Here is a 26,455-nt window from a genome sequence, read left to right as displayed (position 1 = left end):
CCATAATTTTCGGCACGGGTAGAATAGGTCGTCCGCGCAATCCGCGCGCCTCACGTCCAACGAACGGCGGCACCACCTGCCGCCGTCGCTACCCGGAGCCCCACCCCATGACCATCACCTTACGCACCCTCTCTGCCGACGACAGCGAAGCCCTGGAGCAGGTTCGCCAGTATTTCCGCAACTACGCGGGCTGGCTGGGCGTCGACCTGTCGTACCAGAATTTCGACCAGGAAATGGCCTCCCTGCCCGGCGCCTATGCGCCGCCTCAGGGCCGCCTGTTCTTTGCCGAAATCGACGGCCGGCCGGTTGGCTGCGTCGGGGTGCGCCCGTTGCAGGACAGTGACGGCCTGTGCGAGATGAAGCGCCTCTACGTCGATCCGGAAGCGCGCGGCCAGGGCGTCGGCGCCGCGCTGGCCATGGCTGCGATCAAGGCGGCCAAGGAAATCGGCTACAAGAAGCTGATGCTCGACACCCTGCCCAACATGCGCATGGCGGTGAAGCTCTACCGCGAGCTGGGTTTCACCGAAGCGCCGGCTTACTACCAGACGCCGGTCGAAGGCACGATGTTCCTGACCCTCGATCTGGAAAACTGGTCGGAAGAAGAAGTGCGCAGCGAGAACCTGTCGCACCTGTTCGACTTCAACCGCGCCTGGGCGCGCAAGATGCAGGAAGTCGACGCCGACTACTTCAACCGGCTGGCCAAGATCCAGACACCGGAGCTGCTGTGGATCGGCTGTTCCGATTCGCGCGTGCCGGCCAACGAAATCGTCGGCCTGCTGCCGGGCGAGGTCTTCGTCCATCGCAACGTCGCCAACCTCGTGCTGCACACCGACCTCAACTGCCTGTCGGTGATCCAGTACGCCGTCGACGTGCTCAAGGTCAAGCACATCACGGTCGTCGGCCACTACGGCTGCGGCGGCGTGCTCGCCGCGTTGAACAAGGCGCGCGTCGGCATCGTCGATTTCTGGCTGGACAACGTGCAGCAAGTCCATAACAAGCACCTGGCGCAGGTCGACAGCCTGCCGGTGGCACAGCGCCATGCCCGCCTGTGCGAACTGAACGTGCTGGAGCAGGTGGTCAGCGTGGTCAACACCCCGGTCGTCAAGGACGCCTGGGCGCGCGGCCAGGACCTCACCATCCACGGCTGGATCTACGGCCTGAAGGACGGCCTGATGCACGACCTCGGCATCACCGTCGACTGCCCGGAAGACCTGCCCGTACGCTACGACGCCGCATTGAAGGCACTCGAGGCCTGAACCGATTTATTCATAAAAACCGTCAAGGAGAGATCAGCATGAATGACCCGATCGTTATCGTTTCCGCCGTCCGCACCCCGATGGGTGCATTCCAGGGCGCCTTCGCCGGCCTCACCGCGCCGCAGCTCGGCGCCGCGGCGATCAAGGCCGCCGTCGAGCGTGCCGGCATCGATGCCGCGCTGGTCGAGGAAGTGCTGATGGGCTGCGTGCTGCCGGCCGGTCTCGGCCAGGCCCCGGTGCGCCAGGCATCCCTGCTCGCTGGCCTGCCGCTCTCCGCCGGCTGCGCCATGGTCAGTAAGGTCTGCGGCTCCGGCATGAAGGCGACCATGATCGGCCACGACGGCCTCCTCGCCGGCTCCTCGGCGATCACCGTGGTCGGCGGCATGGAGTCGATGACCAACGCCCCCTACCTGCTGCCCAAGGCACGCGGCGGCTATCGCCTCGGCCACGGCCAGATGCTCGACCACATGTTCTTCGACGGCCTGGAAGATGCCTACTCCAAGGAAACCAGGGGCCGCCTGATGGGCACCTTCGCCGAAGACTGCGCCGGCAGCTACGGCTTCACCCGCGAAGACCAGGACGCCTACGCCATCCGCTCGACCAACCGCGCCATCGAAGCCTCCAACAACGGCGCCTTTGCCTGGGAAATCGCCCCGGTCACCGTCGCCGGCCGCAAGGGCGATGTCGTGGTCGACAAGGACGAAGGCCCGTTCGCCGTCAATGTGGACAAGATCCCGACCCTCAAGCCGGCCTTCAAGAAGGACGGCACGGTGACCGCCGCCAACTCCTCGTCGATCTCCGACGGCGCCGCCGCGCTGGTCCTGATGCGCGCCTCGAAGGCTGCCGAACTGGGCCTCAAGCCGATCGCCAGGATCGTCGGCCACACCACCAACGCCAACACCCCGGCCCTGTTCCCGACCGCGCCGGTCGGCGCCATGCAGAAGATGCTGGCCAAGGCCGGATGGACCGCCGACAGCGTCGACCTGTGGGAAATCAACGAAGCCTTCGCCGTCGTCACGATGGCCGGCATCCACGACATGAAGCTCGACCCGGCCAAGGTCAACGTCAATGGCGGCGCCTGCGCGCTGGGCCACCCGATCGGCGCTTCCGGCGCGCGCATCCTGGTCACCCTGCTCGGCGCCCTCAAGGCGCGCGGCGGCAAGCGCGGCATCGCCTCGCTGTGCATCGGCGGCGGCGAAGCCACGGCCCTGGCTGTGGAAATGATGTAAGTGCCGCAGCAGGCCGGCTCAATCACCTATCTCAAGCTGATCGGCACCATGTTCATGTGGGGTGGAACCTGGATCGCGGGACGGATCGTGGCGCAGGAACTCACTGCGCCGCTGGCCGCCCCGGCCATCCGCTTCCTGCTCGCCGGACTGGCGCTGGCCGGCTTCGCGCTGGCCACCGAAGGGCGCATCCCGCGCCCGCGCACCGGTCGCGAATGGGGGGTGGTGACCGGGCTGGCCATGACCGGCATCTTCATCTACGCCCTGTGCTTCTTTTACGGCCTGAAGCACATCACCGCCGGCCAGGGCGCGCTGGTCGTCGCCCTGAACCCGGTACTGGTCGCCCTCGGCGCCTGGTTCCTCGGCCAGGAACGGATGACGCCGCTCAAGCTGGCCGGCATCGCCATCGCCTGCCTGGGCTGCCTGACCGTGATCGGCCACGGCAACCCGCTGGCCCTGCTGCACGGCTCGGTCGGCATCGGCGAATGGCTGATCCTCGGCTGCGCGCTGTGCTGGACGGCCTACACCTTCATCGGCCGGCAGGCCACCAAGTCCCTGTCGCCGCTGGCGGCAACGCTTTACGCCAGCCTGATCGGCGCGCTGCTGCTCGGCGTCACCGCCTGGCTGCAGGGCGGCACCGACCTCGCCGCCTGGTCGTGGCGGGTGTGGGCCAGCGTGGTTTTCCTGGCCATCGGCGGCACGGCGCTCGCCTTCACCTGGTTCGCCGACGGCGTGCGCCGCATCGGTGCAGCCAAGGCCTCGGTATTCGTCAACCTGGTCCCGGTCTTTGCCGTGCTGCAGGCCGCCGTCCTGCTCGACGAGCGGCTCGGCCTGGCCGTCCTCGGCGGCGGCCTGCTGGTCATCGCCGGCGTCTGGCTGACTACACATTTTTCGGAGAGAACAGCATGATCCTCACGCAAGAACAAGAAATGATCCGCGACTCGATGCGCGCCTTCGCGCAGGAGCGCCTCGCCCCCTTCGCCGCCGAATGGGACAAGCACCACACCTTCCCGGCCGAAGCCCTGAAGGAACTCGGCGAACTCGGCGCCATGGGCATGTGCGTGCCGGAAGAATGGGACGGCGCCGGCATGGACTACATGTCGCTGGTGCTGACCCTGGAAGAAATCGCCGCCGGCGACGGCGCCACCTCAACCATCGTCTCGGTGCAGAACTCGCTGGCCTGCGGCATCACGCAGAAATACGGCACCGATGCGCAGAAGGAAGAATGGCTGAAGCCGCTGGCCCGCGGCGAGAAGCTCGGCTGCTTCTGCCTGACCGAGCCGCATACCGGCTCCGACGCGTCGGCGATCACCACCCGCGCCGACCGCGACGGCGATTCCTTCGTGCTCAACGGCGTCAAGCAGTTCATCACCACCGGCAAGCACGCCCACATGGCCATCGTCTTCGCGGTGACCGACAAGGCGGCCGGAAAGAAGGGCATTTCCTGCTTCCTGATCCCGACCGCGACGCCGGGCTTCATCGTCGGCCGCACCGAGGACAAGATGGGCCAGCACGCGTCCGACACCGTGCAGATCATCCTCGAGAACTGCCGCGTGCCGGCCTCCGCACTGCTCGGCAAGGAAGGCGAAGGCTACAAGATCGCCCTCTCCAACCTCGAAGCCGGGCGCATCGGCATCGCCGCCCAGAGCATCGGCATGGCCCGCGCCGCCTTCGAGGCCGCCGTTCGCTACGCCAAGGAGCGCGTCACCTTCGGCGTGCCCATCATCGAGCACCAGGCGGTCAATTTCCGCCTGGCCGACATGAACACGCTGCTCGACGCCGCCCGTCTGATGGTGTGGCGCGCCGCCCAGCTCAAGGATGCCGGCAAGCCCTGCCTGAAGGAAGCCTCGATGGCCAAGATGTTCGCCTCGGAAGCCGCCGAGAAGATCGCTTCCGACGCCATCCAGATCCACGGCGGCGTCGGCTACACCAGCGACTTCCCGGTCGAGCGCATCTACCGCGACGTGCGCATTTCGCAGATCTACGAAGGCGCCAACGACATCCAGCGCCTGGTCATCGGGCGCAGCATCGCCAGCGAGTAAGCCCCAACCTGGCGGTCGACCGGAACACCCAAGAAATTCCGGCGACCGCCGCCAACAGAGAAGGAGACAAGAGATGAGCGATAGCGACAAGAGCCCGATCGACTTCTGGTTCGATTTTTCCAGCCCCTACGGCTACCTGCTGAGCGAGAAGATCGACGCCGTGGCAGCCAGACATGGCCGCAAGGTGCGCTGGCACCCGGTGCTGCTCGGCGTCATCTTCCAGGCCACCGGCTCGCGCCCGCCGGCCGACGGGGTGTCGGCCAAGGGCACCTACATGTTCAATGATTTCCACCGTTCGGCGCGGCACATGGGCATCCCGTACAACCCGCCGAGCCGCTTCCCGCTGCCGACCCAGAACGCCGCCCGTGCCTACTACTGGCTGCACGGCCAGGATTGCGCGCTGGCCCGGCAGTTCGCCCATGCCGTGTATCGCGGCTTTTTCGTGGACGATCTGGACATCTCGTCGCCCGACACCGTGCTCGACATTGCCGCCGGGCTGGGTATTAACCGCGAGCAGCTGGCCGCCGCGCTGCAGGCGCCCGAGATCAAGGCCCGGCTCAAGGACGAGTGCGACAAGGCGCTGGCCGCCGGCGTCTTCGGTTCGCCGCACGTGATCGTCGACGGCGAGGCCTTCTTCGGCGCCGACCGCCTGGCGCAGATCGAACACTGGCTGGAAACCGGCGGTTTCTGACATGCAACGACTCTGCGTCTTCTGCGGCGCCAACGCCGGCGGCAACCCGATCTACCGGACCGAGGCCGAAAAGCTCGGCCGCCTGCTCGCCGCGCGCGGCATCGAACTGGTCTATGGCGCCGGCAACATCGGCCTCATGGGCGCCGTCGCCGATGCCTGCCTGGAGGCCGGCGGCACGGTCATCGGCATCATCCCGGAAGCCTTGATGGGCAAGGAAGTCGCCGGACGTTCCGTCGATCACCGGACGCTGACGCGGATCGAGGTGGTCGATTCGATGCACACCCGCAAGGCGCGCATGGCCGAGCTGTCCGACGGCTTCGTCGCCCTGCCCGGCGGCTTCGGCACCTTCGAGGAGTTCTGCGAAGTCCTGACCTGGGGCCAGCTCGGCTTCCACGCCAAGCCGATGGGCCTGCTCAACGTGAATGGTTTCTACGACCCGCTGCTGGCGATGTTCGACAAGGCCGTCGAGGAAGGTTTTTTGCGGCCGCAGAACCGGGCGATGGCGCTGGCCGACACCGATATCGAATCGCTGCTGGCGCAGATGGAAGCCTACCGGGCCGAACCGGTGAGCAAATGGCTGAAAGGCAGCAGCGAGTTATGACAAGCGGTTGTAAGTTGCTAGTCGTTAGCCGCTAGCAAAACCACACGCCCAACCGCTAACAACCAGTAACCAACAACTAATAACTAGCAACTAGGACGAGACATGACCACCCTGAAAACCCAGCTCAATCCGCGCTCGGCCGATTTCCAGGCCAATGCGGCAGCCATGGAAACGGTTGTTGCCGACCTCCATGAAAAAGTCGACAAGATCGCCCTCGGCGGACCGGAAGCGGCGCGCCAGAAGCACCTGGCGCGCGGCAAGCTATTGCCGCGCGAACGGGTCAACGGCCTGCTCGACCCCGGCACGCCCTTCCTCGAGATCGGCCAGTTCGCCGCCTACGGCATGTACGGCGGCGACGTGCCGGCGGCCTCGGTGATCGCCGGCATCGGCCGCGTCGAGGGGGTCGAGTGCATGATCGTCGCCAACGATGCCACCGTGAAGGGCGGCACCTACTACCCCCTGACCGTCAAGAAGCACCTGCGCGCCCAGGAAATCGCCCTGGAAAACCGCCTGCCCTGCGTCTACCTGGTCGATTCCGGCGGCGCCTTCCTGCCCATGCAGGACGAGGTTTTCCCGGACAAGGAGCACTTCGGGCGCATCTTCTTCAACCAGGCCAACCTGTCGGCGCAAGGCATTCCGCAGATCGCCGCCGTCCTCGGATCATGCACCGCCGGCGGCGCCTACGTGCCGGCCATGTGCGACGAGTCCATCATCGTCAAGAACCAGGGTACCATCTTCCTCGGCGGTCCGCCGCTGGTGAAGGCGGCGACCGGTGAAGTCGTCTCGGCCGAAGACCTCGGCGGCGCCGACGTGCACACCCGCATCTCCGGCGTCGTCGACCACCTGGCCGAGAACGACGCCCACGCGCTGGCCATCGCCCGCCGCATCGTCAAGGACCTGAACTGGAAGAAAGCGCCGCCGGTCACCCTGACCCCGCCGCTCGAACCGCGCTACCCGACGCAGGAGCTGTACGGCGTCATCCCGACCGATTCCAAGAAGCCCTTCGACGTGCGCGAAATCATCGCCCGCATCGTCGACGACTCCGATTTCGACGAATTCAAGGCACGCTACGGCACCACGCTGGTCTGCGGCTTTGCCCGCATCTGGGGCTACCCGGTCGGCATCGTCGCCAACAACGGCATCCTGTTCTCGGAATCGGCGCTGAAGGGTGCCCACTTCATCGAACTGTGCGCCCAGCGCGGCATTCCGCTCGTCTTCCTGCAGAACATCACCGGCTTCATGGTCGGCCGCAAGTACGAAAACGGCGGCATCGCCCGCGACGGCGCCAAGATGGTCACCGCCGTCGCCACCGCCAAAGTGCCGAAATTCACCGTCGTCATCGGCGGTTCGTTCGGCGCCGGCAACTACGGCATGTGCGGCCGCGCTTACTCGCCGCGCTTCCTGTGGATGTGGCCGAACGCCCGCATCTCGGTGATGGGCGGGGAACAGGCGGCCGGGGTGCTGGCTACCGTCAAGCGCGATGGCATCGAAGCCAAGGGGGGTTCATGGTCGGCGGAAGAGGAAACGGCATTCAAGACGCCGATCCGCGAGCAGTACGAGACGCAGGGGCATCCGTATTACGCCTCGGCGCGGCTGTGGGACGACGGGATCATCGATCCGGCCGACACTCGCCGCGTGCTCGGACTGGGGCTGTCGGCCTCGATGAATGCGCCGGCGGAAGACACCAAGTTCGGTATTTTCCGGATGTGATGGTGGTGCTGGAAATGCGTGCTTCAAGTCTGCAGACGTTGCTTTCCGCCTTGAGGGCGGGCGTACTTTTTCTTGCTTCGCCAAAAGAAAGCAAGACGTCCCGCAAGAGCAGAACCTCACGCTAAAACAAACAGATAACGCAGGAGACAAACAAAAAATGCCCTTCACCACGCTGGAAATACAACTCAACGGCCCGGTCGCCACGATCTGGATGAACCGCCCCGACCTCCACAACGCCTTCGACGAAACCCTGATCGCCGAACTGACCGCCGCCTGCATGGCCCTCGACGATGACCAGGACGTCCGCGTCGTCGTCCTCGCCGGCCGCGGCAAGAGCTTCTCGGCCGGCGCCGACCTGAACTGGATGAAGCGCGCCGCCAACAACGGCCTCGACGACAACCTCAGCGACGCCCGCGCGCTAGCCCACATGCTGCGCACCATCGCCGAGATGAACAAGCCGACCATCGCCCGCGTCCAGGGCGCCGCGCTGGGCGGCGGCATGGGGCTGGCGTCGGCCTGCGACATCGCCGTCGCATCGACCAGGGCGGTGTTCGCCACGTCCGAGGTCAAATTCGGCATCATCCCGTCGGCCATTTCGCCCTACGTGCTGCGCGCCATCGGCGCCCGCCAGGCCTACCGCTACTTCCAGTCGGCCGAGCGCATCGACGCCGTCCGCGCCCGCGAAATCGGCCTCGTCCATGAAACCGTCGAGCCGGAAGCGCTGGACGCCAAGGTGCAGGAAATCGTCGCCAGCCTGCTGCAGGGCGGCCCGCTCGCCCAGGCAGCGGCCAAGGACCTGATCCGCGCGGTCGGCAACCAGCCGATCAACGACACGCTGGTCGAGGAAACCGCCCACCGCATCGCCCACCTGCGCGCCACACCGGAAGCCCGCGAAGGCATTTCCGCCTTTCTCGACAAACGCCAAGCCAACTGGATTGGGGAATAAAGCATGTTCACAAAAATCCTGATTGCCAACCGTGGCGAGATTGCTTGCCGGGTCATCAAGACCGCCCGCCGCATGGGCATCCGCACCGTCGCCGTTTATTCCGAGGCCGATGCCAACGCCCGCCACGTGCGGCTGGCCGACGAGGCCGTGCTGCTCGGTCCGGCGGCCGCCCGCGAGTCCTATCTCGTTGCGGACAAGATCATCGACGCCTGCAAGCGCACCGGCGCCCAGGCCGTGCATCCGGGCTACGGCTTCCTGTCCGAGAACGAGGAGTTCGCCGAGGCGCTGGCCGCCAACGGCATCACCTTCATCGGCCCGCCGGCCTCGGCGATCCATGCCATGGGTTCGAAGTCGGAAGCCAAAAAGCTGATGGGCAAGGCCGCCGTGCCGCTGACGCCGGGCTACCACGGCGACGACCAGACGCCGGAACTGCTGCACAAGGAAGCCGACGCCATCGGCTACCCGGTGCTGATCAAGGCCGCCGCCGGCGGTGGCGGCAAGGGCATGCGCCTGGTCGAGAAGAGCGAGGATTTCCCCGACGCCCTCGCTTCGTGCAAGCGCGAGGCGATTTCCAGCTTCGGCGACGACCACGTGCTGATCGAGAAATACATCACCAAGCCGCGCCACGTCGAGATCCAGGTTTTCGCCGACACGCTGGGCAATTGCGTCTACCTGTTCGAGCGCGACTGCTCGGTGCAGCGCCGCCACCAGAAGGTGCTGGAAGAGGCGCCCGCCCCCGGCATGCCGGAGGAACGCCGCCGCCAGATGGGCGAAGCCGCCGTTGCCGCAGCCAAGGCGGTCGGCTATGTCGGCGCCGGCACGGTCGAGTTCATCGCCATGCAGGACGGCACTTTCTACTTCATGGAGATGAACACCCGCCTGCAGGTCGAGCACCCGGTCACCGAAATGATCACCGGCCAGGACCTGGTCGAATGGCAGCTGCGCGTCGCCGCCGGCCAGCCGCTGCCGCTGCGCCAGGACCAGCTGGCCATCCGCGGCCATGCGCTGGAAGCGCGCATTTACGCCGAGGACGCCAACAAGGGCTTCCTGCCCGCCACCGGCAAGCTGGTCCGCCTCGCCCCGCCGGCCGAGTCGATCAACGTGCGCGTCGATACCGGCGTCGAGGAAGGCGACGAGATCACCCCCTGGTACGACCCGATGATCGCCAAGCTCATCGTCTGGGACGAAACCCGCGACGGCGCGCTGGCCCGCATGCGCAAGGCGCTGGCCGACTACCAGGTGGCCGGCCTGACCACCAACATCGACTTCCTGTCACGTCTCGTCGCCTGCCCGGCCTTCGCCGGCGCCGACCTCGACACCGGCCTGATCGAACGCCAGAAGGATTTCCTCTTCCCCGAAGCCCAGCCGGTGCCGCGCGATGCGCTGCTCGTCGCCACGGTCGGCGAACTGCTGTGGGAGCAACATAAAGCCAAGCAAACCGCCAAGGCCAGCGGCGATCCGTGGTCGCCGTGGCATGCCCGCGACGGCTGGCGGATGAACCTGTCGTCGGCGCGCACCATCAGCTTCCGCGATGGTGAGGCCCTGGTCGATGCCCAGGTCCGCTACCAGGGCGATCAGTGGCAGATCACCGTCAACGGCCAGACCACCGTCGCCCGCGGCAAGAAGCTCGACGGCGACCGTTTCGCCGTCGAACTCGACGACCGCCGGCTGATGGCTTCGGTGGTTGCCGTCGACGACAAGCGCAGCGTCTTCCTCCAGGGCAGCACCTACTTGCTGCTCCGCGACGACCCGCTGCATCGCGTCGATGCCGGCGACAGCCACGGCGGCGGGCTGACCGCGCCGATGCCCGGCAAGGTCGTCGCCCTGCTCGCCCAGCTTGGCCAGAAGGTGGAAAAAGGCACGCCGCTGCTCATCCTCGAAGCGATGAAGATGGAGCACACCATCACCGCCCCCGCCGCCGGCGTGGTCAAAGCCTTCTGCTACGCCGCCGGCGAGCAGGTCAGCGACGGCGCGCCGCTGGTCGAGTTCGAAGCGGCCAACTGATCCCTTACCCCGGCATGCGCCGGGGGTTTTCATTGCTGCAAGCACACCACTCCGCAAGAGAGTTGGAGGAGACACCCATGCAAGAACAGCCCAGCTACGTCCACGGGGCGAGCGACAAGCCGCTGATCGGCCAGACCATCGGCGATCATTTCGACGCCATCTGCCGGCGCCATGCCGACCGCCCGGCGCTGGTCGTCCGCCATCAAAACCTGCGGATGAGCTACGGCCAGCTCCAGGAAGCCGTCGACAACGTCGCCTGCGGCCTGCGCCGCCTCGGCCTGCAACCCGGCGACCGGGTCGGCATCTGGTCGCAGAACAACCTCGAATGGGTGCTCACCCAGTTCGCCACGGCCAAGGCCGGGCTGGTCCAGGTCAACATCAATCCGGCCTACCGGCGCGCCGAACTGGAATACGCGTTGAACAAGGTCGGCTGCAAGGCGCTGATCCTGGCGCCCAGCTTCAAGAGCAGCGACTACCTCGCCATGGTCCGGGACCTGGCGCCGGAACTGGCCGGCAGCGTGCCCGGCCAGCTGAAGAGCGAACGCCTGCCGCAACTGCAATGGGTCGTCCGCCTCGGCGACGAACGCACGCCGGGCATGCTCAATTTCAGCGAACTGGCGCACCCGGCCAGCCGCGCCGAACTGAACGACCTGGCCGCCATCGGGCAGCAACTGCAGTTCGACGACGCCATCAACATCCAGTTCACCTCCGGCACCACCGGCGCCCCGAAGGGTGCCACGCTGACCCACCACAACGTGCTGAACAACGGTTTCTTCATCGGCGAGGCGATGCGCCTGACGCCGGAAGACCGACTGTGCATCCCGGTGCCCTTCTACCACTGCTTCGGCATGGTGCTCGGCAACCTCGCCGCGCTGACCCACGGTGCGGCGATGGTCATCCCGGCCGAAGGCTTCGACCCGCTGTCCACGCTGCAGGCGGTCGCCGAGGAGCGGTGCACCGCGCTGCACGGCGTGCCGACCATGTTCATCGCCGCCCTCGACCACCCGGATTTCCGCGCCTTCGACCTGTCCAGCCTGCGCACCGGCATCATGGCCGGCAGCCCGTGCCCGGTCGAGGTCATGAAGCGGGTGATCGGCGAAATGCACATGGAACAGGTCACCATCGCCTACGGCATGACCGAGACCTCGCCGGTCTCCTTCCAGAGCTCGACCGACGATCCGCTCGACCGCCGGGTATCCACCGTCGGCCGCGTGCAGCCGCACGTCGAGGTCAAGATCGTCGATACCGACGGCCGCATCGTGCCGCGCGGCCAGCCCGGCGAGCTGCTCACCCGCGGCTATTCGGTCATGCTCGGCTACTGGGGCGACGAAGCCAAGACCGCCGAGGCCATCGACCGCGCCGGCTGGATGCACACCGGCGACCTGGCGGTGATCGACGACGCCGGCTACTGCAACATCGTCGGCCGCCTCAAGGACATGGTGATCCGCGGCGGCGAGAACATCTACCCGCGCGAAATCGAGGAATTCCTCTACCGCCACCCGAAAATCCAGGACGTGCAGGTGGTCGGCGTGCCCGACCCCAAGTACGGCGAGGAACTCTGCGCATGGATCATCCTCAAGGCCGGGCAGAGCTGCGGCGAGCAGGACATCCGCGATTTCTGCCAGGGCCAGATCGCGCACTACAAGGTGCCGCGCTACCTGCGTTTCGTCGACAGCTTCCCGATGACCATCACCGGCAAGATCCAGAAGTTCATGATCCGCCAGGCGATGAAGGACGAACTCAAGCTCGAGGAGGCGAAGCATGCCTGAGCGCGGCCTCCCCGGCGTCAATTGCGCGGCATAGAATGACGTCCATCTCATCCGGACGAGTCTCATCGCCATGAACACCACGCGCAGGGCACTGATCCTCCTCGGCGGCGCGGCCGCCATCCCGATGTCCATGGGCTGCATCACCGCGGCCGTGATGTCGGGCGGCGACCGCGAGACCTACACGGAAACCGTGGACTCGGTGCTCGTGTCCGCCGACGGCAAGACGCTCGCCGTCCTCGGCCAGGATTATCACTACCTGTTCGACGCGCCGCCGGCGATCAAGCTGCTCCTCCAGCCCGACCTGCGCGACGCGGTGGATGTCAGCTTCCACGCCTTCTCGGTCGATGCCAACCAGCGCATTGCCGGCGGCTATTTCCTGCGCCTCGGCAAGAACGCATCGCCGGAACAGCAGGAAAAGGCCATGGCCGCCGGCTTCAAGGCGCTGCCCTCGGGCGAGCTGAGCTACAACGGGACCCTGAACGGCACGCGCTATGCGGCCAACGGCATCCAGGCCACCGCCGCCGCGCAAAAACTGCGCAAGACCTACACGATCAACATCTCCGCCGAGAAAACCGCCGGCGCCAAGGCCGCCTCGAAGGCCGGCAAGCTGCTGCTCACCCCCATCACGCTCGCCGCCGACGGCGTGCTCATCCTCGTGGCCGTTCCCTTGCTGCTGATCGTCGCGATCGGCGCGGCCGCCTCCCGCTGATACGGATAGCCCACCATGACCCTACCCTCCCGCGTCAAAATCGTCGAAGTCGGCCCGCGTGACGGCCTGCAGAACGAAAAGCAGGTCGTCCCCACCGCGATCAAGATCGAACTGATCGAACGCCTGGCCGACGCCGGCGTGCGCGTCATCGAAGCCACCTCCTTCGTGTCGCCCAAGTGGGTACCGCAGATGGGCGACAACACGGCCGTGCTGCAGGGCATCAAGCGCCATCCGCAGACCGTCTACACCGCCCTGACGCCCAACCTGCAAGGCTTCGACGGGGCGGTTCAGGCCTGCGCCGACGAAGTGGCCATCTTCGGCGCCGCGTCGGAGAGTTTTTCGCGAAAAAACATCAATTGCAGCATCGCCGAGAGCCTGAAACGCTTCGAACCCGTCGTTTCGGCCGCCTCGGCGCTGGAAATCCCGGTCCGCGGCTACGTTTCCTGCGTCGTCGGCTGCCCCTACGAGGGTTCCATCGCCCCGGAACAGGTCGCCAGCGTGGCGAAAACCCTGTTCGACATGGGCTGCTACGAAGTGTCGCTCGGCGACACCATCGGCGTCGGTAACCCGGCCTCGGTCCGGCGCATGATCGAAGCCTGCGCCAGGGTCGTTCCCATCGAACGCCTCGCCGGCCACTATCACGACACCTACGGCATGGCCATCGCCAACATCCACGCCTCGCTGCAGGCGGGCATGGCCATCTTCGACGCCTCGGTCGCCGGCCTTGGCGGCTGCCCCTACGCCAAGGGCGCCTCGGGCAACGTCGCCACCGAGGACGTGATCTACCTGCTCGACGGGCTGGGCATTGAAACCGGCATCGATCTGGCTAAACTGGCGCTCATCGGCGACTGGATTTCCACCGCCATCAACCGCCCGAACGGCGCCAAGGCCGGCCGGGCCCTTTGCGCCAGCATGCCCGGAACCGAGTGAGCCTTCTCTCCGCCGTCGCCGATTTCCTCAAGCCCTCGCCGCCGCTCGAGCGGAGCGTCGAGCAGGCGCTGACGCGGATTACCGACATGGTCGATCCGCTGCTCCGCCACGCCCCGGGTTTCGAAAAACACCTCGGCGGCCCGGTCCGGCATGCCCTCGGCTATTGCGACGGGCTGGTCGCCGCCCTGCCGGGGCCGCTGGACATCAACCGCCACGCCTTCGCCAACGACCCGCTGGTCCATTCGCTGTTCGCCACGGCCGACGACATCGACCAGATGCTCGGCCGCAGCCAGGCGGTGCGCGACTTCCTGGCCGAGCCGTGCAGTTGGGAAAGCGACCATTTCTACGCCATGTTCGCGGCGCGCCGCCAGCAGAAGAAGCAGCTGGGCATGGAGCAGCAGGGCGAGGTCATCCGCAACGACGTGCCGCAGCTGGTTCTCTATTTCTCCGGCCAGACGCTGATCGAACCGAGCTGCCAGCTCGAGACCACCCTGCACGGCCTGCGCTGCAAGGCCTTCGAAAGCCTGCTGCACACGTTTCATGCGCACCTCGACGCCTTGCGCCAGGAACGGGAAGGGCTGCGCGCCGACGTTTCGGTCGAGCGCGCCCACCTGACCGTCCTGCGCGGCCACACCGGCGGCCGCGAATACCAGGTCCATACCCGCCACCTGGCCGAACTCGACGGCCGGCTGCGCGAGAACAACGAAGCCCTGATGCCGGGCCACCTGATCGCCGCGCTGGCCGACTACCTGCAGGCGCCCGAGCCGGCCCTGCACCTGACGCCGGTGACGATCACCGTCGACCGCCTGGGCATCGTCCGCGACGACTCGGCCGGCGAGGTCGGCGTCCATACGCTGAACTTCCCGGAACTGACCGCCCGCGACCGCCGTCTACATCTCGCCATGCTGGCCCGGATCAGTCGCGACGAGGCCCTCGAAGCCGTCGAGATGGTGCGCGACCAGGAACACCGCTTCATGCTCATCTGAGTGCGGAAGCATCAATCGACCGCTGCCATGAGTCCAACGATCCAATCCCCCTGCATCAACATCTGCAAGATGGATGCCGCCAGCGGCCTGTGCCTCGGCTGCTTCCGCACCATAGACGAAATCACCGTCTGGTCGCGCAGCGACGATGCGGCGCGCGTCCATATCCTCGCCGCCGTCGCCCGCCGCCGCATGGAAAATGAGACAGGCACGAACAGCAAACAACCATGACTGAACAATACGAAGACCTCTACCAATGCGTCGGCGTCTGCATGTCCGACCCCGAATCCGGCGTCTGCATGGGCTGCGGCCGCCCCCCGCTGGGCGGCCCCGACGTCGCCATCGAAATCGTTCCCGTCTCGCGGGAAACGCAGATACCCGCCGGCGACCCGGACTCCCCGACATGAGTCCCGTCCTCCCCGACAGCCTGCTCGTTCTCGAGCGCGGCTGGCTGTCGGCCAACAACATCCTGTTTTTCGAAGGCGAACGGGCGACGCTGGTCGACAGCGGCTACGTCACCCATGCCGAACAGACGGTCAACCTGGTCGGTCACGCCCTGGCCGGCCGGCAACTGGCGCGCCTGGTCAACACCCACTCGCACTCCGACCACATCGGCGGCAATGCCGCGCTGAAGGCGGCCTACGCCTGCGAGATCATCGTTCCCGCCGGCCTGCACGCGGCCATCGCCGACTGGGATGTGGACGCCCTGCTGCTCTCCCCGCTCGGCCAGCAGAACGCCCGCTTCCAGCACGACAGCCTGATCAGCGCCGGCGCCGAGATCGACATGGGCGGGCTGAACTGGCAGGCGCTGGCCGTACCCGGCCACGACATGGAGGCGCTGGCCTATTACTGCCCGGAAAAGCGCATCCTGATCTCCGGCGACGCGCTGTGGGAAAACGGCTTCGGCGTGATCTTTCCCGAACTGCTCGGCGAGGCCGACGGCCTGCTCCACACCCGGCAGACGCTGGAAATGCTCTCCCGCCTGCCGATCGACACGGTCATTCCCGGCCACGGGCGCCCCTTCGCCACCATCGACGAGGCCTTCGAGCGCGCTTTCCGGCGCATTACCCAGTTCGAGAACAATATCGAGCAGCTGGCCTGGCATGCCATCAAGGTCAGCGTCTCCTTCGCCATGCTGGAAAGGCGCAGCATTCCGCGCGAACAGTTCGCCGACTTCATTCTCGGCCTGCCCTTCGCCGTCGACGTCAATGCCCGCTTCCTGGACATGACGCCGGACGCCCTGGTCGCCAAGGTCGAGCGCGAATTGCTGCTGGTCAACGCCCTGCGGCTGGAGGACGGGATGTTCGTCGCCGGCTAGTACGGTCCTAGGCCGCCAGCCAGCGGCGGACGAGGTGCACCCAGTAGCTGGCGCCGAGGGTCAGCAGTTCGTCGTTGAAATCGTAATGCGGGTTGTGCAGCGTGCAGCCGCCGGTGCCCGGCCCGTTGCCCAGCCAGACGTAGCAGCCGGGCTTCTCGTTGAGCATGTAGGCGAAATCCTCGGCGCCCATCGACGGCAGGATGTCGGTCAGCACCTTGTCGGCGCCGAACACCTCGGCCGCAACCTGCTGGCAGAATTTCGCCTCGGCCGCGCTGTTCACCGTCGGCGGGTAGCGATGATCGAAGACGACGCTGATCTGCGCCCCGTTGGCCGCCGCGATGCCACTGCACAGGCGCTCGATGGCCCGTTCGACGGTTTCCTGGATTTCCGGCTTGAAGCTGCGGATCGTGCCGCGCAGCACCACCTCTTCCGGGATGATGTTCCACGCCTCGCCGCCATGGAATTGGGTGACGCTGACCACGGCCGATTCGCAGGGATGTAGCGTCCGGCTGGTCACCGTCTGCAGGGCCTGCACCAGCTGCGCCCCGGCGACGATGGAATCGACGCCCTGGTGCGGCATGGCGGCGTGGCAGCCATGGCCGCGCACGATGATCTCGAAGGCGCAGGTGCCGGCCATCACCGGCCCCGGCATGGCCATCATCTCGCCGACCGGGATGCCCGGCCAGTTGTGCAGCCCGAACACGGCCTCGACCGGGAAGCGCTCGAACAGGCCGTCCTCGATCATCACCGCCGCACCGCCCTCCGACTCCTCGGCCGGCTGGAAGATGAACACGGCGATGCCGTCGAAATCCGGGTTGCCGGCCAGGTGGCGGGCGGCACCGAGCAGCATGGCGGTGTGCCCGTCGTGACCGCAGGCGTGCATCTTCCCCTGGTGCCTAGAGTGGTGCGGGAATTCGTTCAGCTCGGCCAGCGGCAGGGCATCCATGTCGGCGCGCAGGCCGATCATGCGTGACGAGGTCCCGGCGCGCAGCACGCCGACGACGCCGGTCTTGGCGATGCCGCGATGCACCTCCAGCCCGTAGCGCTCCAGTTCGCGGGCGACGATGTCGGCCGTCCGATGCTCGTCGAAAGCCAGCTCGGGATGGGCGTGGATGTCGCGGCGCAGGGCCGTCAGCTCGGACAGGAAGGGAAGCTTGAGCAGCGGTAGGGTCGGGGGCATGGAAGTCTCCTGCTTTTATCTTTGGGCCGGCGATTTCGGCAGCATGCCCGGAATTGCTTCGCCGCCGGAATGCCTCGCATGCCGGGCCAAACAACCGGATTGCCGACCCGATATTATGCCGTGGGTTGCTGCCGCGCGCCGCCTTGATTATGCTCCCGTCCATGGAACTCATTCTCATTAGCGGCCTGTCCGGTTCAGGCAAGTCGGTCGCCCTGAACCTGCTGGAAGATTCGGGCTACTACTGCGTCGACAACCTGCCGGTGGTGATGCTGACCGTGCTCGCCCGCATGCTGCAGGAGGATGGCATCCACAAGGTCGCCGTCGCCATCGACGCGCGGGCCGCCCACGGCATCGACCTGCTGCCGGAAAAGCTCGAGAAACTGAAGTCCGGCGGCATCAACGTCACCTTCCTGTTCCTGCATTCGACCGAGGAAACGCTGCTCAAGCGCTATTCGGAATCGCGCCGCCGCCATCCGCTGGCCACCGCCGACCAGACGCTGATCGAGGCCATCCGCGCCGAGCGCGAGCTGCTCGAGCCGATTTCCGGCCTCGGCCACCGCATCGACACCAGCGGCATGAAGGCCAACGGGCTGCGCGAGTGGGTCCGCCAGTTCATCGAGGCCGCCCCCGGCCTGGGCCTGACCCTGATGTTCGAGTCTTTCGGCTTCAAGCACGGCATACCGCTCGACGCCGATTTCGTCTTCGACGTGCGCTGCCTGCCCAACCCGCACTACGACCCCGACCTGCGCCCGCTCACCGGGCGCGACCGGCCGGTCATCGACTTCCTCGAAAACCAGGCCGAGGTCGCCCTGATGCGCGAGGACATCCACCGCTTCGTCGCCACCTGGCTGCCCTGCTTCATCCGCGACAACCGCAACTACCTGACGGTGGCCATCGGCTGCACCGGCGGCCAGCACCGCTCGGTCTACATCGCCGAATGGCTGGCCCGCGAATTCGCCGACCGCGTCCGCGTGCTGGTCCGCCATCGCACGCTGGCCGGCAATTAGTCGTCACTCGCGCTGATTCCGCCATGGTCGGCACGCCCCGCATCCCCGCGAACCGGCGTGACCGGCCAGCAGCCCGGACATGAAACCCTGGCTGGCCCTGATCCGGCCCGGCGACTGGCTGGTCATGCTCGGCAGCGCCGCGCTGGTCGGCGCCAGCATCCCGGTTTTCTGGCAGGGCGGCATGGCCGACCGGGCCATCATCCGCCAGGAAGGCAGGGTCTTCGCCGAAGTCGATCTCAAGGCACGCAAGGAGTTCGCCGTCAGCGGCCCGCTCGGCACCACGCTGGTCGCCGTCGAACCCGGCCGCGCCCGCGTCGTTTCCGACCCCGGGCCGCGCCAGTATTGCGTCAGGCAGGGCTGGCTGATGCGCCCCGGCGAAATCGCCATCTGCGCCCCCAATCGCGTCAGCGTGCAAATCGCCGGACGGACCAGGATTTATGACTCGATCAGCTACTGAGCGGGAGGCTGACGCCCCCGGGGTGATTCGGCTCGCCGTCACCGAGGAGGACCGCCGCGTCGCCTGGCTGGCCACCGCCGCCGTCGGCCTGTCGCTGGTCGATGCCGCGATTCCCTCGCCGCTGCCCGGCGTCAAGCCGGGGCTGGCCAATATCGTCACCCTGGTCGTGCTCGCCCGCTACGGCTGGGGTACCGCCGTCTGGGTCAGCGCCCTGCGCGTGCTGGCCGGCAGCCTGCTGCTCGGCTACTTCCTCGCCCCCGGCTTCTTCCTGTCGCTGACCGGCACCACGCTCAGCCTGCTCACGCTGGGCCTCACCCGCCACCTGCCGGCCCGCTGGTTCGGCCCGGTCAGCCTGTCCATCCTCGCCGCCTTCGCCCACATCGGCGGCCAGCTGCTGCTCGCCCGGGCCTGGCTGATCCCGCACGACGGCGTCTTCCTGCTCACCCCGGTGTTCGCCGGCGCGGCACTCGTCTTCGGCACCATCAACGGCCTGATCGCGGCTAAACTGCTGGCTGAACCCCCTCCTTCGGACTCTGCCGATGCCTAAGACCATCTGCCTCGCGCTGACCGGCGCTTCCGGCATGCCCTACGGCCTGCGCCTGCTCGACTGCCTGCTGGCGGCCGGCTGCCGGGTCCAGCTTCTCTACTCGCAGGCCGCCCAGGTCGTCGCCAAGCAGGAAATGGATGTCGAGCTGCCGTCGCGCCCGGCCGAAGCCAAGGCCGCCCTGCTCGCCCGCCTGCCCGGCGCCGACCCCGACCGGCTGGCCGTCTACGGCCGCGAGGAGTGGTTCGCGCCGGTCGCCTCCGGCTCCAATCCGCCGGACGCGATGATCGTCTGCCCGTGCAGCATGGGCACGCTGGCCGCCATCGCCCAGGGCCTGGCCGACAACCTGATCGAGCGCGCCGCCGACGTGGTGCTCAAGGAAGGCCGCAAGCTGGTACTGGTGCCGCGCGAAACGCCGTTCTCGGCCATCCACCTCGAAAACATGCTGCGCCTGAGCCGGGCCGGCGCCGTCATCCTGCCGCCCAGCCCCGGCTTCTACCAGCATCCGCAAAGCGTGCAGGACATCGTCGATTTCGTCGTCGCCCGCGTCCTCGACCAGGTTGCCGTGCCGCACACCCTGATGCAGCGCTGGGGCGAGGCGCGCTGACATGGGCTGGTTCGATTTCGTCCGCTCGCCCGGCGGCACCTCGGTCGAGACCCTGAGCATCCCGCTCTTCCCGCTCAACACCGTGCTCTTTCCCGGCGGCCTGCAGCCACTCAAGATCTTCGAGCAGCGCTACCTCGACATGGCCGCCGCCTGCATGAAGGACGACACGCCGTTCGGCATCTGCCTCATCGACAAGGGCGGCGAGGTCGGCACGGCCGCCGTCCCCCACCCCGTCGGCACCTTGGCCACCGTCGCCCGCTGGGAAATGGAGCAGCTCGGCATCCTGATGATCGACGCCCTCGGCGGCCGGCGCTTTCGCATCATCGAAACGCGCGTCGGCGCCAACAACCTGCTCGAAGGCACGGTCGAACTGCTCGCGGAATTGCCGCCGACCCCGCTGCCGCAGGAGCGCGAACGCCTGCTGCCGCTCCTCCAGCGCATCGTCGGCGATCTCGGCCCGGAACGCATCCCCGAACCGCACCGTTTCGACAGCGCCGAATGGGTGGGCTACCGGATCACCGAAGTGCTGCCCATCCAGAACCTCGCCAAGCAGAAACTGCTCGAACTCGACGACCCGCTGGCGCGACTGGAAATCCTGGAAAAATACCTCAATCAGCGCAAGCTGCTCGGCTGATGCGGCAAGCCGCGGCGCGTCAGAACTTGTCCGAGCGCAGCACCGACACATCGCTCAGGTAGCAGACCATCGCGTAGGCGGCGAAGTAGGTTTTCTGCAGGTGTGCCGCGATGGCGTCGGCTACCGCGGCTTCGCACAGGATGTCGATGCGCACGTTGCCGCTCATCGGCCAGCCGCCGTCCCGCTCGCCGTGCTGGCCGCCGCCGCGCGCCTCGCCGGCGGTGTAGCCGTGGGCGCCGAGGCGTTTGGCGTCGGCCACCACACGGGCCTCGATGGACGATTCGCAGACCACCGTCAGCAGGGTTCGTCGGGTATAGCTCGCGGCCATCACACCACTCCTTCAAGCCGGCTCGCCAGCCAGTAATAGGTCGGAATCCCGATCACCAGGTTGAACGGGAAGGTAATGCCCAGCGCCGCGCCGATGGACAGGGCCGGGTTGGCCTCGGGCACGGCGATGCGCATGGCGGCCGGCGCCGCGATGTAGGAGGCGCTAGCGTACAGCGTGGCGAGCAGCGCGGCACCGCCGACGCTCAAGCCGATCAGGCTGGCGGTCAGCGCGCCGAGGGCGCCGGCGAACAGCGGCATGGCGACGGCGAAACCGAGCAGGAAGGCGCCGGCCCGCTTGAGGTCGCCAATCCGGCCAGCCGCAACCAACCCCATTTCGAGCAGGAAGATGGCCAGCAGCCCCTTGAACAGGTCGAAAAACACGTTGTCGAGCGGCTTCAGGCCGTCCGCGCCCGCCATCCAGCCGATGAGCAGGCCGCCAACCAGCAGCACGATGCTCTTGCCGGCGAACACCTCGTGCAGGACCTTGCCCATGTTCGACCCGCCCTGGCCGCGCTTGGCCAGCCAGACACCGATCATCAGCGCCGGGAATTCAAGCAGCACCAGGAAGACCACCATGTAGCCCTCGTAGTCCTGCCCCCTGTTGGACAGGTAGGCGGCGCCGACGGCGAAGGTGACGACGCTGACCGAGCCGTAATGCGCCGCCACCGATGCGGCGTCGGCGCGCGACAGCCGGCCCAGGCGTTGCAGCACGGGAAAGGCGATCAGGGGCAGCAAGGCGCCGATGGCGACGACGACCAGGGCCGGCAGCAGCAGTTCGGACAGCGACTGGCGGGCCAGCTCGACGCCGCCCTTGAGGCCGATGGCGAGCAACAGGAAGATGCTCAGGGATTCGTAGAGCACCGCCGGTATCTTGAGATCGGAACGCGCCAGCCCGGCGAGTACGCCGAGCAGGAAAAAGAGGATCACGGGTTCAAAAGGCATGGCGCTCACCGGGCATCGAAACGGCGCGAACTATCCCATCCCGAATCCATTAAATCCAATTAAACTTTATCGCCACAGCCATTTATAAAAACTTATATGTCGCGCCGACACCTGACCTTTCGCCAGCTGGAAACCTTCGCCACGGTCGCCCGCTACGGCAGCTTCTCGCGTGCCGCCGAAGCCCTGCACCTGACGCAACCGGCCGTCTCCATCCAGATCCGGCAGATCGCCGACCAGGTCGGCCTGCCGCTGTTCGAACAAAGCGGGCGCGACATCCAGCTCACTGCCGCCGGGCAGGAGCTGCTGCAGACGGCCCGCGAACTGGACGACAGCTGGAGCCGCTTCGAATCGGCCATTGGCGCGCTGAAAGGCTTGAAGAAGGGGCGCCTGCGCGTCGCCCTGGTCACCACCGCCAAGTATTTCCTGCCGCGCATGCTCGGCGCCTTCTGCCAGCGCTATCCGGACATCGACATCGAACTCGAGGTCGCCAACCGCGCCCGCATCGTCGAACGCCTGCGCGCCAACGAAGACGACCTCTACATCATGTCCTTCCCGCCCGAGGAGCTCGACGTGGTCGCCACGCCCTTCCTCGACAATCCTCTCGTCGTCGTCGCCCCGGCCAGCTATACGCTCCCCGCCGGGCCACTGGGCCTGGCCGAGCTGACGCCTTACCCCTTCCTGATGCGCGAAGCCGGCTCCGGTACGCGCCGAGCCGTCGACCGCCACCTGGCCAAAACCGGGCACGCCCTGAACGTCAAGCTGTCGCTGGGCAGCAACGAAGCCATCCGCGACCTGGTCGCCAGCGGCATGGGCCTGGCCATCCTCTCCCGCCACGTGGTCGGCGACAACCCGGAACAGGAAGGCCTGCACATCCTCGACGTCGCCGGCTTCCCGCTGCAACAGCCGTGGTCCATCGTGCACCTCCGGCGCAAGGTGCTCTCCCTGCCGGCCCGGGCCTTCATCGACGAGTTGCTGGAACACGCGGCGCTTTCCTGAGGCAGGCGAGAAGAAAACCGCCTCCGCCCGCCGGCATTCGGAGCGACGATCAACAGGCCAAGGATCAGGCTGCCGGCATCTGGATCGCCTTGAGCTCGGTAAACTCCTCGATGCCGTAAATGCCCATCTCGCGTCCGTTGCCGGACTGCCGAAAACCGCCGAACGGGGCCTGGATATTGAAGGCCGCCCCATTGATATCGACCTGCCCGGCACGCATCTTCCCGGCGACGCCGGCCGCCCGCGCCGGACTTTGCGACCAGACCGCGCCGGCCAGGCCGTAGATCGTGCCGTTGGCGATGGCCAGCGCGGCATCGTCGTCGCCGTCCGGATAAGTGAGGATGGACAGTACAGGCCCGAATATCTCCTCCTGATCGAGCACGCTGCCCGGTGCCACGCGCCCGAAAACCGTCGGCACGCAGAAGTAGCCGCTCGCCGGAAGCGACGCCCCCGCAACGCCGCCGAGGAGCAATTCGGCCCCCGACGCGATGCCCTGGCGGATCAGCGCATGCACCCGCTCCCGCTGCGCCCGTGAGACCAATGGCCCCATCCGCGTCGCATCGTCGTTCGGATCGCCCAGCGTGAAGCGCTCCGCCGCCTCGACCGCCAGACGGGCGGCCTCCTCGTAGCGGCCCTGCGGAACCACCAGGCGGGTCAGCGCCGTGCAGGTCTGGCCGGAATTGAGGAAGCAGGAACTCACGGTCGCCCGCACCGCCATCGGCAGGTCGGCATCGTCGAGCACGACGGCGGCCGATTTGCCGCCGAGCTCAAGGGCGACGCGCTTGACCGAGTCGCTGGCCGCCTTGCCGATGGCACGACCGGCCGTCGTCGACCCCGTGAAGGAAACCATGTCGACATCCGGATGCGACACCAGCCGCTGACCGACGGATGCGCCATAACCCGTCACCAGGTTGAAGACCCCGGGCGGAAAGCCCGCCTCGGCGAACAGCTCGGCGAGCAGGAAAGCATTCAGGGGGGCCACTTCGGAAGGTTTCAAGACCACAGTGCATCCGGCCGCGATTGCCGGCACCACCTTGGCGACGATCTGGTGCAAGGGGTAATTCCATGGCGTGATGCAGGCGACGACCCCGATTGGCTCGCGCAGCACCCGCGAATGGCCGATCTGCCTTTCCGCCAGGGCTGTCGGCAGCAGATCGGCGAAGATGCCGAACTGCTGCATCGGCAGGCCGACCTGGATGCGCCGGGCGAGCTTGGCCGGCATGCCCACTTCCGACACTAGGGTGGCGGTGAAGGCATCGCGCTTCGCGGCGAAGATTTCGTGGCAGCGTTTCAGCAACGCAACCCGCTCGTCGAGCGATGTCGCCGACCACGCCGGAAAGGCCCGCCGCGCCGCCGCGACCGCGCTGTCCGCGTCGGCATTGTCGGCATCGGGGACATGCCCGATAACCTGCTCGGTGTACGGATTGACGACCTCGATACGCCGGGGCGACGCGGGGCTCACCCAGTGGCCATCGATATACAGCTGATCGTGCTTGTGCATGTTGTCTCCATTCGTCCGGGTCAATCCTCAAGCACTATACGAATGCTTCGGCGGCGGTCAATGTGTGCCGTTAGCCGTAAGGTGACCGGAAAATAAGGCATAACCTGTCCGAAACATCAGGCTCTGCGGCGAGTCCCCTCTATGCCGATAAAACATAACCTGTCCTATCGGTAAAAAATAAAGCATAAGGTGTCCAAAAAATATTGCCTTAGAAAACAGGGAGATTTCGACCTGTTTCCCACAAGAATCACGTTCTCCACCCCGGCCAATGGATGAAGGTTCCCTTTGGGGTCAGCATCCTGCAAAAACTCACCAACAAGTTACATAGGTTCGGTTTTTTCGAATCAAGGCTCAGCAGTGGATTGATTTTTTGGTAACACGCTACGACTTACAGTGACATCACCAACCACTGGAGGAGTTATCCACCATGCGCACTGAAGCACGTGTTATCGACCTGAGCAGAACCGAATATGGCACGTTTGCGGCGCCCGACACCAACCGTGTCATTCGCAATACCTACCAACTGCTCGCTCTTTCAACGGCTGTTGCCGGCGTCGGCGCTGGTATCAGCATGCTGGTCGGTTTTGGCCCGCTGGCCGGTATCGTATTTACCCTGCTTGGCCTAGTGCCGCTGTTCTACCTGCACAAGAAACGGAATACGGCGGCAGCCGTTCCGGCCATGCTCACCTTTACCGCCCTGAGCGGTATGGGTATCGGCCCGACGCTGACCCACTACATCAACATGCCTGGTGGCAGCGGCACGGTGCTAACCGCGGCCGTGATAACTACCGCGGTCACCTTGGCCCTGACGGCTTACGTCCATAAAACCGGCAAGGATTTCTCCCGCATGGGCGGCTTCCTGGTCGCTGGCTTGATTGTCGTCATTCTGGCCAGCATTGCTGCGATGTTTGTCCCGGCCATGCAGGCTGGCGTATCGGCTGTCGCCGCGCTCCTGTTCTCAGGTTTCATCCTGTACGACACCAGCCGTCTGGTGCGGGGGGAAGAGGACAACTATGTGATGGCCGCAGTCAGCATGTACCTGAACGTGCTGAACCTCTTCCTGTCGGTGCTGCAACTGCTCGGATTCTCCAGCAACGACTAACCAAGTTCGCCGCAAACAGGTGTCACCGCGGCTCGCCAATTGGCGGGCCGTTTTTCCGTTCCGCTAGTAGACTTTTTTGCTCGGAGGAGTAATCTGGAATCGAAGCCTGACGGGCAGTTGGTCAGGCCCTTCAGGAACAACGCGATTGGAGGCAGCATGACTGAAAATCCGCCGCAGTTCGACAAGATGACCAAGTAGCACCCCAACGGTAATGAACCGTTCACCTTGGCCGTGAGCGCCAAGGTTCAAGATTTACGAAGCCCATGTTTAGCGACATGGGCTTCTTGCTTTTTGCCTTCAGGCCTTAGGCCGTTTCTGGATTCGCAGGCTGTTTCCGCCTCACGTAATGAGGGTCAAATTCACGCAATATGTTGGAGTTGTAGAACTTTTTCTTTGTGCCATCCGGCTTGAGTGGGTCAAGTAGTCGTTCCCTACAGAAACGACTATCGCCCTCAAGTGCCTTACGAATTTGGTGGTATTGACCGTTTACCTTGAAGTTTTCATACCTCAAGCGGAGACGCTGGGTCAGGTTTTTGTACTCCCAAGGGTAAGTCTCACGTATATCAGCCTCATCCAGTCGTATCGGTAATGCTGATGGATGGTTCGAGACGCTGAAGACGTTACTTGCCCCCTCCTTGGTTCGCTTCAGGGCAACTTCAACGGTCAATGCTACAGAAAAGTCACCATCGTGGCCAGAATCGCTAGCTTTGATTGCTTCAAGATACTTCGCCAGATGACGCTCCTCTCCATTCATGCAGAGACCAGGCACCGTGTTCACGCCTGAGACGAAAGCTAATGGCATTAAAAACATGCGCTGTCCGGATAGGTCATCACCGAACCAGATACGTGCGGCCTGCACGAAATTTGCCACGGTCGCCGAGCTAATTTCATGGAATGCCTTCGCAAATGCCAGGTCCTTGTTTGCAAAATGCACCGCATTGTCCCGAATCTCAGACAAAGCCTCCAAATTCTGTCG

At 65.9% G+C, this 26,455-nt stretch carries 28 protein-coding genes; 23 read left to right on the top strand and 5 right to left on the bottom strand.

Annotated elements, in window-relative coordinates; translation table 11 throughout:
* Positions 1-2: 2 nt before the first annotated feature.
* The 16 genes from can to Q0P59_RS09215 all read left to right on the top strand — a co-directional run bounded on the left by can (position 3) and on the right by Q0P59_RS09215 (position 16,185).
* Positions 3-1,256: a carbonate dehydratase gene (can, locus tag Q0P59_RS09290; RefSeq protein WP_366090553.1), complete on the top strand. Its 1,254-nt coding sequence runs from the start codon at positions 3-5 to the stop codon at positions 1,254-1,256.
* Positions 1,257-1,294: 38 nt separating this feature from the next.
* A complete protein-coding gene (locus Q0P59_RS09285; protein ID WP_295005895.1) occupies positions 1,295-2,485 on the top strand; it encodes an acetyl-CoA C-acyltransferase in 1,191 nt (396 codons plus the stop codon).
* A complete protein-coding gene (locus tag Q0P59_RS09280; protein ID WP_295005893.1) occupies positions 2,486-3,391 on the top strand; it encodes a DMT family transporter in 906 nt (301 codons plus the stop codon).
* A complete protein-coding gene (locus Q0P59_RS09275; protein ID WP_295005891.1) occupies positions 3,388-4,524 on the top strand; it encodes an acyl-CoA dehydrogenase in 1,137 nt (378 codons plus the stop codon). The genes Q0P59_RS09280 and Q0P59_RS09275 overlap by 4 nt, the downstream gene beginning before the upstream one ends.
* 73 nt (positions 4,525-4,597) lie before the next feature.
* Positions 4,598-5,215 (top strand): 2-hydroxychromene-2-carboxylate isomerase, encoded by a 618-nt coding sequence (locus tag Q0P59_RS09270; protein ID WP_295005889.1) that lies wholly within the window; start codon positions 4,598-4,600, stop codon positions 5,213-5,215.
* Between the two features lies 1 nt (position 5,216).
* Positions 5,217-5,816 (top strand): TIGR00730 family Rossman fold protein, encoded by a 600-nt coding sequence (locus Q0P59_RS09265; protein ID WP_295005887.1) that lies wholly within the window; start codon positions 5,217-5,219, stop codon positions 5,814-5,816.
* A 102-nt stretch (positions 5,817-5,918) separates the two neighbouring features.
* Positions 5,919-7,526, top strand: a complete 1,608-nt coding sequence (locus tag Q0P59_RS09260; protein ID WP_295005885.1) for a carboxyl transferase domain-containing protein — start codon at positions 5,919-5,921, stop codon at positions 7,524-7,526.
* Between the two features lie 157 nt (positions 7,527-7,683).
* Positions 7,684-8,472 (top strand): enoyl-CoA hydratase/isomerase family protein, encoded by a 789-nt coding sequence (locus Q0P59_RS09255; protein ID WP_295005883.1) that lies wholly within the window; start codon positions 7,684-7,686, stop codon positions 8,470-8,472.
* Between the two features lie 3 nt (positions 8,473-8,475).
* Positions 8,476-10,476: an acetyl/propionyl/methylcrotonyl-CoA carboxylase subunit alpha gene (locus Q0P59_RS09250; protein ID WP_295005881.1), complete on the top strand. Its 2,001-nt coding sequence runs from the start codon at positions 8,476-8,478 to the stop codon at positions 10,474-10,476.
* A 77-nt stretch (positions 10,477-10,553) separates the two neighbouring features.
* Positions 10,554-12,245 carry an AMP-binding protein gene (locus Q0P59_RS09245; RefSeq protein WP_295005879.1) on the top strand — a complete coding sequence of 564 codons (1,692 nt, stop codon included), beginning with the start codon at positions 10,554-10,556 and terminating at the stop codon, positions 12,243-12,245.
* 70 nt (positions 12,246-12,315) lie between these two features.
* Entirely contained in the window at positions 12,316-12,954 is a 639-nt protein-coding gene (locus Q0P59_RS09240; RefSeq protein ID WP_295005877.1) for a hypothetical protein, read from the top strand.
* Between the two features lie 15 nt (positions 12,955-12,969).
* Positions 12,970-13,884 carry a hydroxymethylglutaryl-CoA lyase gene (locus Q0P59_RS09235; protein WP_295005875.1) on the top strand — a complete coding sequence of 305 codons (915 nt, stop codon included), beginning with the start codon at positions 12,970-12,972 and terminating at the stop codon, positions 13,882-13,884.
* Positions 13,881-14,870 (top strand): hypothetical protein, encoded by a 990-nt coding sequence (locus tag Q0P59_RS09230; RefSeq protein WP_295005873.1) that lies wholly within the window; start codon positions 13,881-13,883, stop codon positions 14,868-14,870. The genes Q0P59_RS09235 and Q0P59_RS09230 overlap by 4 nt, the downstream gene beginning before the upstream one ends.
* Before the next feature lie 27 nt (positions 14,871-14,897).
* On the top strand, positions 14,898-15,098 hold the full coding sequence (locus Q0P59_RS09225; protein ID WP_295005870.1) for a DUF1289 domain-containing protein: 201 nt from the start codon (positions 14,898-14,900) through the stop codon (positions 15,096-15,098).
* Positions 15,095-15,274, top strand: a complete 180-nt coding sequence (locus tag Q0P59_RS09220; RefSeq protein ID WP_295005868.1) for a DUF1289 domain-containing protein — start codon at positions 15,095-15,097, stop codon at positions 15,272-15,274. The genes Q0P59_RS09225 and Q0P59_RS09220 overlap by 4 nt, the downstream gene beginning before the upstream one ends.
* A complete protein-coding gene (locus Q0P59_RS09215; protein WP_295005866.1) occupies positions 15,271-16,185 on the top strand; it encodes an MBL fold metallo-hydrolase in 915 nt (304 codons plus the stop codon). Before Q0P59_RS09220 ends, Q0P59_RS09215 begins: the two co-directional genes overlap by 4 nt.
* A 7-nt stretch (positions 16,186-16,192) precedes the next feature.
* On the opposite strand, the gene Q0P59_RS09210 is transcribed toward Q0P59_RS09215, so the two are convergent.
* Entirely contained in the window at positions 16,193-17,365 is a 1,173-nt protein-coding gene (locus Q0P59_RS09210) for a M20 aminoacylase family protein (RefSeq protein WP_295005864.1), read from the bottom strand.
* A gap of 161 nt (positions 17,366-17,526) precedes the next feature.
* Between Q0P59_RS09210 and rapZ the strand changes: the two genes are divergently transcribed.
* From rapZ to Q0P59_RS09185, 5 genes are all read left to right on the top strand, one after another.
* On the top strand, positions 17,527-18,372 hold the full coding sequence (gene rapZ, locus Q0P59_RS09205) for an RNase adapter RapZ (protein ID WP_295005862.1): 846 nt from the start codon (positions 17,527-17,529) through the stop codon (positions 18,370-18,372).
* A gap of 79 nt (positions 18,373-18,451) precedes the next feature.
* Positions 18,452-18,829, top strand: a complete 378-nt coding sequence (locus Q0P59_RS09200; RefSeq protein ID WP_295005860.1) for a NusG domain II-containing protein — start codon at positions 18,452-18,454, stop codon at positions 18,827-18,829.
* On the top strand, positions 18,810-19,376 hold the full coding sequence (locus Q0P59_RS09195; protein WP_295005858.1) for a Gx transporter family protein: 567 nt from the start codon (positions 18,810-18,812) through the stop codon (positions 19,374-19,376). The genes Q0P59_RS09200 and Q0P59_RS09195 overlap by 20 nt, the downstream gene beginning before the upstream one ends.
* Complete coding sequence (locus Q0P59_RS09190) at positions 19,369-19,980, top strand: flavin prenyltransferase UbiX (RefSeq protein ID WP_295005856.1); 612 nt, start codon at positions 19,369-19,371, stop codon at positions 19,978-19,980. Before Q0P59_RS09195 ends, Q0P59_RS09190 begins: the two co-directional genes overlap by 8 nt.
* 1 nt (position 19,981) lies before the next feature.
* Positions 19,982-20,614, top strand: coding sequence for an LON peptidase substrate-binding domain-containing protein (locus tag Q0P59_RS09185; RefSeq protein ID WP_295005854.1), 633 nt, complete (start codon positions 19,982-19,984; stop codon positions 20,612-20,614).
* Positions 20,615-20,633: 19 nt separating this feature from the next.
* Here the strand turns inward: Q0P59_RS09185 and Q0P59_RS09180 are convergent, their stop codons facing one another.
* Positions 20,634-20,942, bottom strand: coding sequence for a transcriptional regulator (locus Q0P59_RS09180; RefSeq protein ID WP_295005852.1), 309 nt, complete (start codon positions 20,940-20,942; stop codon positions 20,634-20,636).
* Positions 20,942-21,883: a sodium-dependent bicarbonate transport family permease gene (locus Q0P59_RS09175; RefSeq protein ID WP_295005849.1), complete on the bottom strand. Its 942-nt coding sequence runs from the start codon at positions 21,881-21,883 to the stop codon at positions 20,942-20,944. The genes Q0P59_RS09180 and Q0P59_RS09175 overlap by 1 nt, the downstream gene beginning before the upstream one ends.
* Before the next feature lie 96 nt (positions 21,884-21,979).
* On the opposite strand from Q0P59_RS09175, the gene Q0P59_RS09170 reads away from it, so the two are divergent.
* Positions 21,980-22,879 (top strand): LysR family transcriptional regulator, encoded by a 900-nt coding sequence (locus Q0P59_RS09170; RefSeq protein WP_295005847.1) that lies wholly within the window; start codon positions 21,980-21,982, stop codon positions 22,877-22,879.
* Positions 22,880-22,943: 64 nt separating this feature from the next.
* Here the strand turns inward: Q0P59_RS09170 and Q0P59_RS09165 are convergent, their stop codons facing one another.
* Positions 22,944-24,377: an aldehyde dehydrogenase family protein gene (locus Q0P59_RS09165; RefSeq protein ID WP_295005845.1), complete on the bottom strand. Its 1,434-nt coding sequence runs from the start codon at positions 24,375-24,377 to the stop codon at positions 22,944-22,946.
* A gap of 427 nt (positions 24,378-24,804) precedes the next feature.
* On the opposite strand from Q0P59_RS09165, the gene Q0P59_RS09160 reads away from it, so the two are divergent.
* Complete coding sequence (locus Q0P59_RS09160) at positions 24,805-25,479, top strand: Bax inhibitor-1 family protein (protein WP_295005843.1); 675 nt, start codon at positions 24,805-24,807, stop codon at positions 25,477-25,479.
* Positions 25,480-25,783: 304 nt separating this feature from the next.
* On the opposite strand, the gene Q0P59_RS09155 is transcribed toward Q0P59_RS09160, so the two are convergent.
* A partial coding sequence (locus Q0P59_RS09155; protein ID WP_295005840.1) for a DUF3644 domain-containing protein occupies positions 25,784-26,455 on the bottom strand: 672 nt, incomplete at its 5' end.

It is taken from the genome of uncultured Dechloromonas sp., from assembly GCF_945957265.1.
Taxonomy (GTDB): domain Bacteria; phylum Pseudomonadota; class Gammaproteobacteria; order Burkholderiales; family Rhodocyclaceae; genus Azonexus.
Note: the sequence above shows the minus strand (reverse complement) of the source record. Positions and strands in the feature narration are given on the sequence as shown.

Coding starts and splice junctions, on each gene's coding strand:
- Q0P59_RS09285 (WP_295005895.1), top strand. CDS start 1,295: ATGAATGACCCGATCGTTATCGTTTCCGCCGTCCGCACCCCGATGGGT.
- Q0P59_RS09275 (WP_295005891.1), top strand. CDS start 3,388: ATGATCCTCACGCAAGAACAAGAAATGATCCGCGACTCGATGCGCGCC.
- Q0P59_RS09270 (WP_295005889.1), top strand. CDS start 4,598: ATGAGCGATAGCGACAAGAGCCCGATCGACTTCTGGTTCGATTTTTCC.
- Q0P59_RS09265 (WP_295005887.1), top strand. CDS start 5,217: ATGCAACGACTCTGCGTCTTCTGCGGCGCCAACGCCGGCGGCAACCCG.
- Q0P59_RS09260 (WP_295005885.1), top strand. CDS start 5,919: ATGACCACCCTGAAAACCCAGCTCAATCCGCGCTCGGCCGATTTCCAG.
- Q0P59_RS09255 (WP_295005883.1), top strand. CDS start 7,684: ATGCCCTTCACCACGCTGGAAATACAACTCAACGGCCCGGTCGCCACG.
- Q0P59_RS09250 (WP_295005881.1), top strand. CDS start 8,476: ATGTTCACAAAAATCCTGATTGCCAACCGTGGCGAGATTGCTTGCCGG.
- Q0P59_RS09245 (WP_295005879.1), top strand. CDS start 10,554: ATGCAAGAACAGCCCAGCTACGTCCACGGGGCGAGCGACAAGCCGCTG.
- Q0P59_RS09240 (WP_295005877.1), top strand. CDS start 12,316: ATGAACACCACGCGCAGGGCACTGATCCTCCTCGGCGGCGCGGCCGCC.
- Q0P59_RS09235 (WP_295005875.1), top strand. CDS start 12,970: ATGACCCTACCCTCCCGCGTCAAAATCGTCGAAGTCGGCCCGCGTGAC.
- Q0P59_RS09225 (WP_295005870.1), top strand. CDS start 14,898: ATGAGTCCAACGATCCAATCCCCCTGCATCAACATCTGCAAGATGGAT.
- Q0P59_RS09220 (WP_295005868.1), top strand. CDS start 15,095: ATGACTGAACAATACGAAGACCTCTACCAATGCGTCGGCGTCTGCATG.
- Q0P59_RS09215 (WP_295005866.1), top strand. CDS start 15,271: ATGAGTCCCGTCCTCCCCGACAGCCTGCTCGTTCTCGAGCGCGGCTGG.
- Q0P59_RS09210 (WP_295005864.1), bottom strand. CDS start 17,365: ATGCCCCCGACCCTACCGCTGCTCAAGCTTCCCTTCCTGTCCGAGCTG.
- rapZ (WP_295005862.1), top strand. CDS start 17,527: ATGGAACTCATTCTCATTAGCGGCCTGTCCGGTTCAGGCAAGTCGGTC.
- Q0P59_RS09200 (WP_295005860.1), top strand. CDS start 18,452: ATGAAACCCTGGCTGGCCCTGATCCGGCCCGGCGACTGGCTGGTCATG.
- Q0P59_RS09195 (WP_295005858.1), top strand. CDS start 18,810: ATGACTCGATCAGCTACTGAGCGGGAGGCTGACGCCCCCGGGGTGATT.
- Q0P59_RS09190 (WP_295005856.1), top strand. CDS start 19,369: ATGCCTAAGACCATCTGCCTCGCGCTGACCGGCGCTTCCGGCATGCCC.
- Q0P59_RS09185 (WP_295005854.1), top strand. CDS start 19,982: ATGGGCTGGTTCGATTTCGTCCGCTCGCCCGGCGGCACCTCGGTCGAG.
- Q0P59_RS09180 (WP_295005852.1), bottom strand. CDS start 20,942: ATGGCCGCGAGCTATACCCGACGAACCCTGCTGACGGTGGTCTGCGAA.
- Q0P59_RS09175 (WP_295005849.1), bottom strand. CDS start 21,883: ATGCCTTTTGAACCCGTGATCCTCTTTTTCCTGCTCGGCGTACTCGCC.
- Q0P59_RS09170 (WP_295005847.1), top strand. CDS start 21,980: ATGTCGCGCCGACACCTGACCTTTCGCCAGCTGGAAACCTTCGCCACG.
- Q0P59_RS09165 (WP_295005845.1), bottom strand. CDS start 24,377: ATGCACAAGCACGATCAGCTGTATATCGATGGCCACTGGGTGAGCCCC.
- Q0P59_RS09160 (WP_295005843.1), top strand. CDS start 24,805: ATGCGCACTGAAGCACGTGTTATCGACCTGAGCAGAACCGAATATGGC.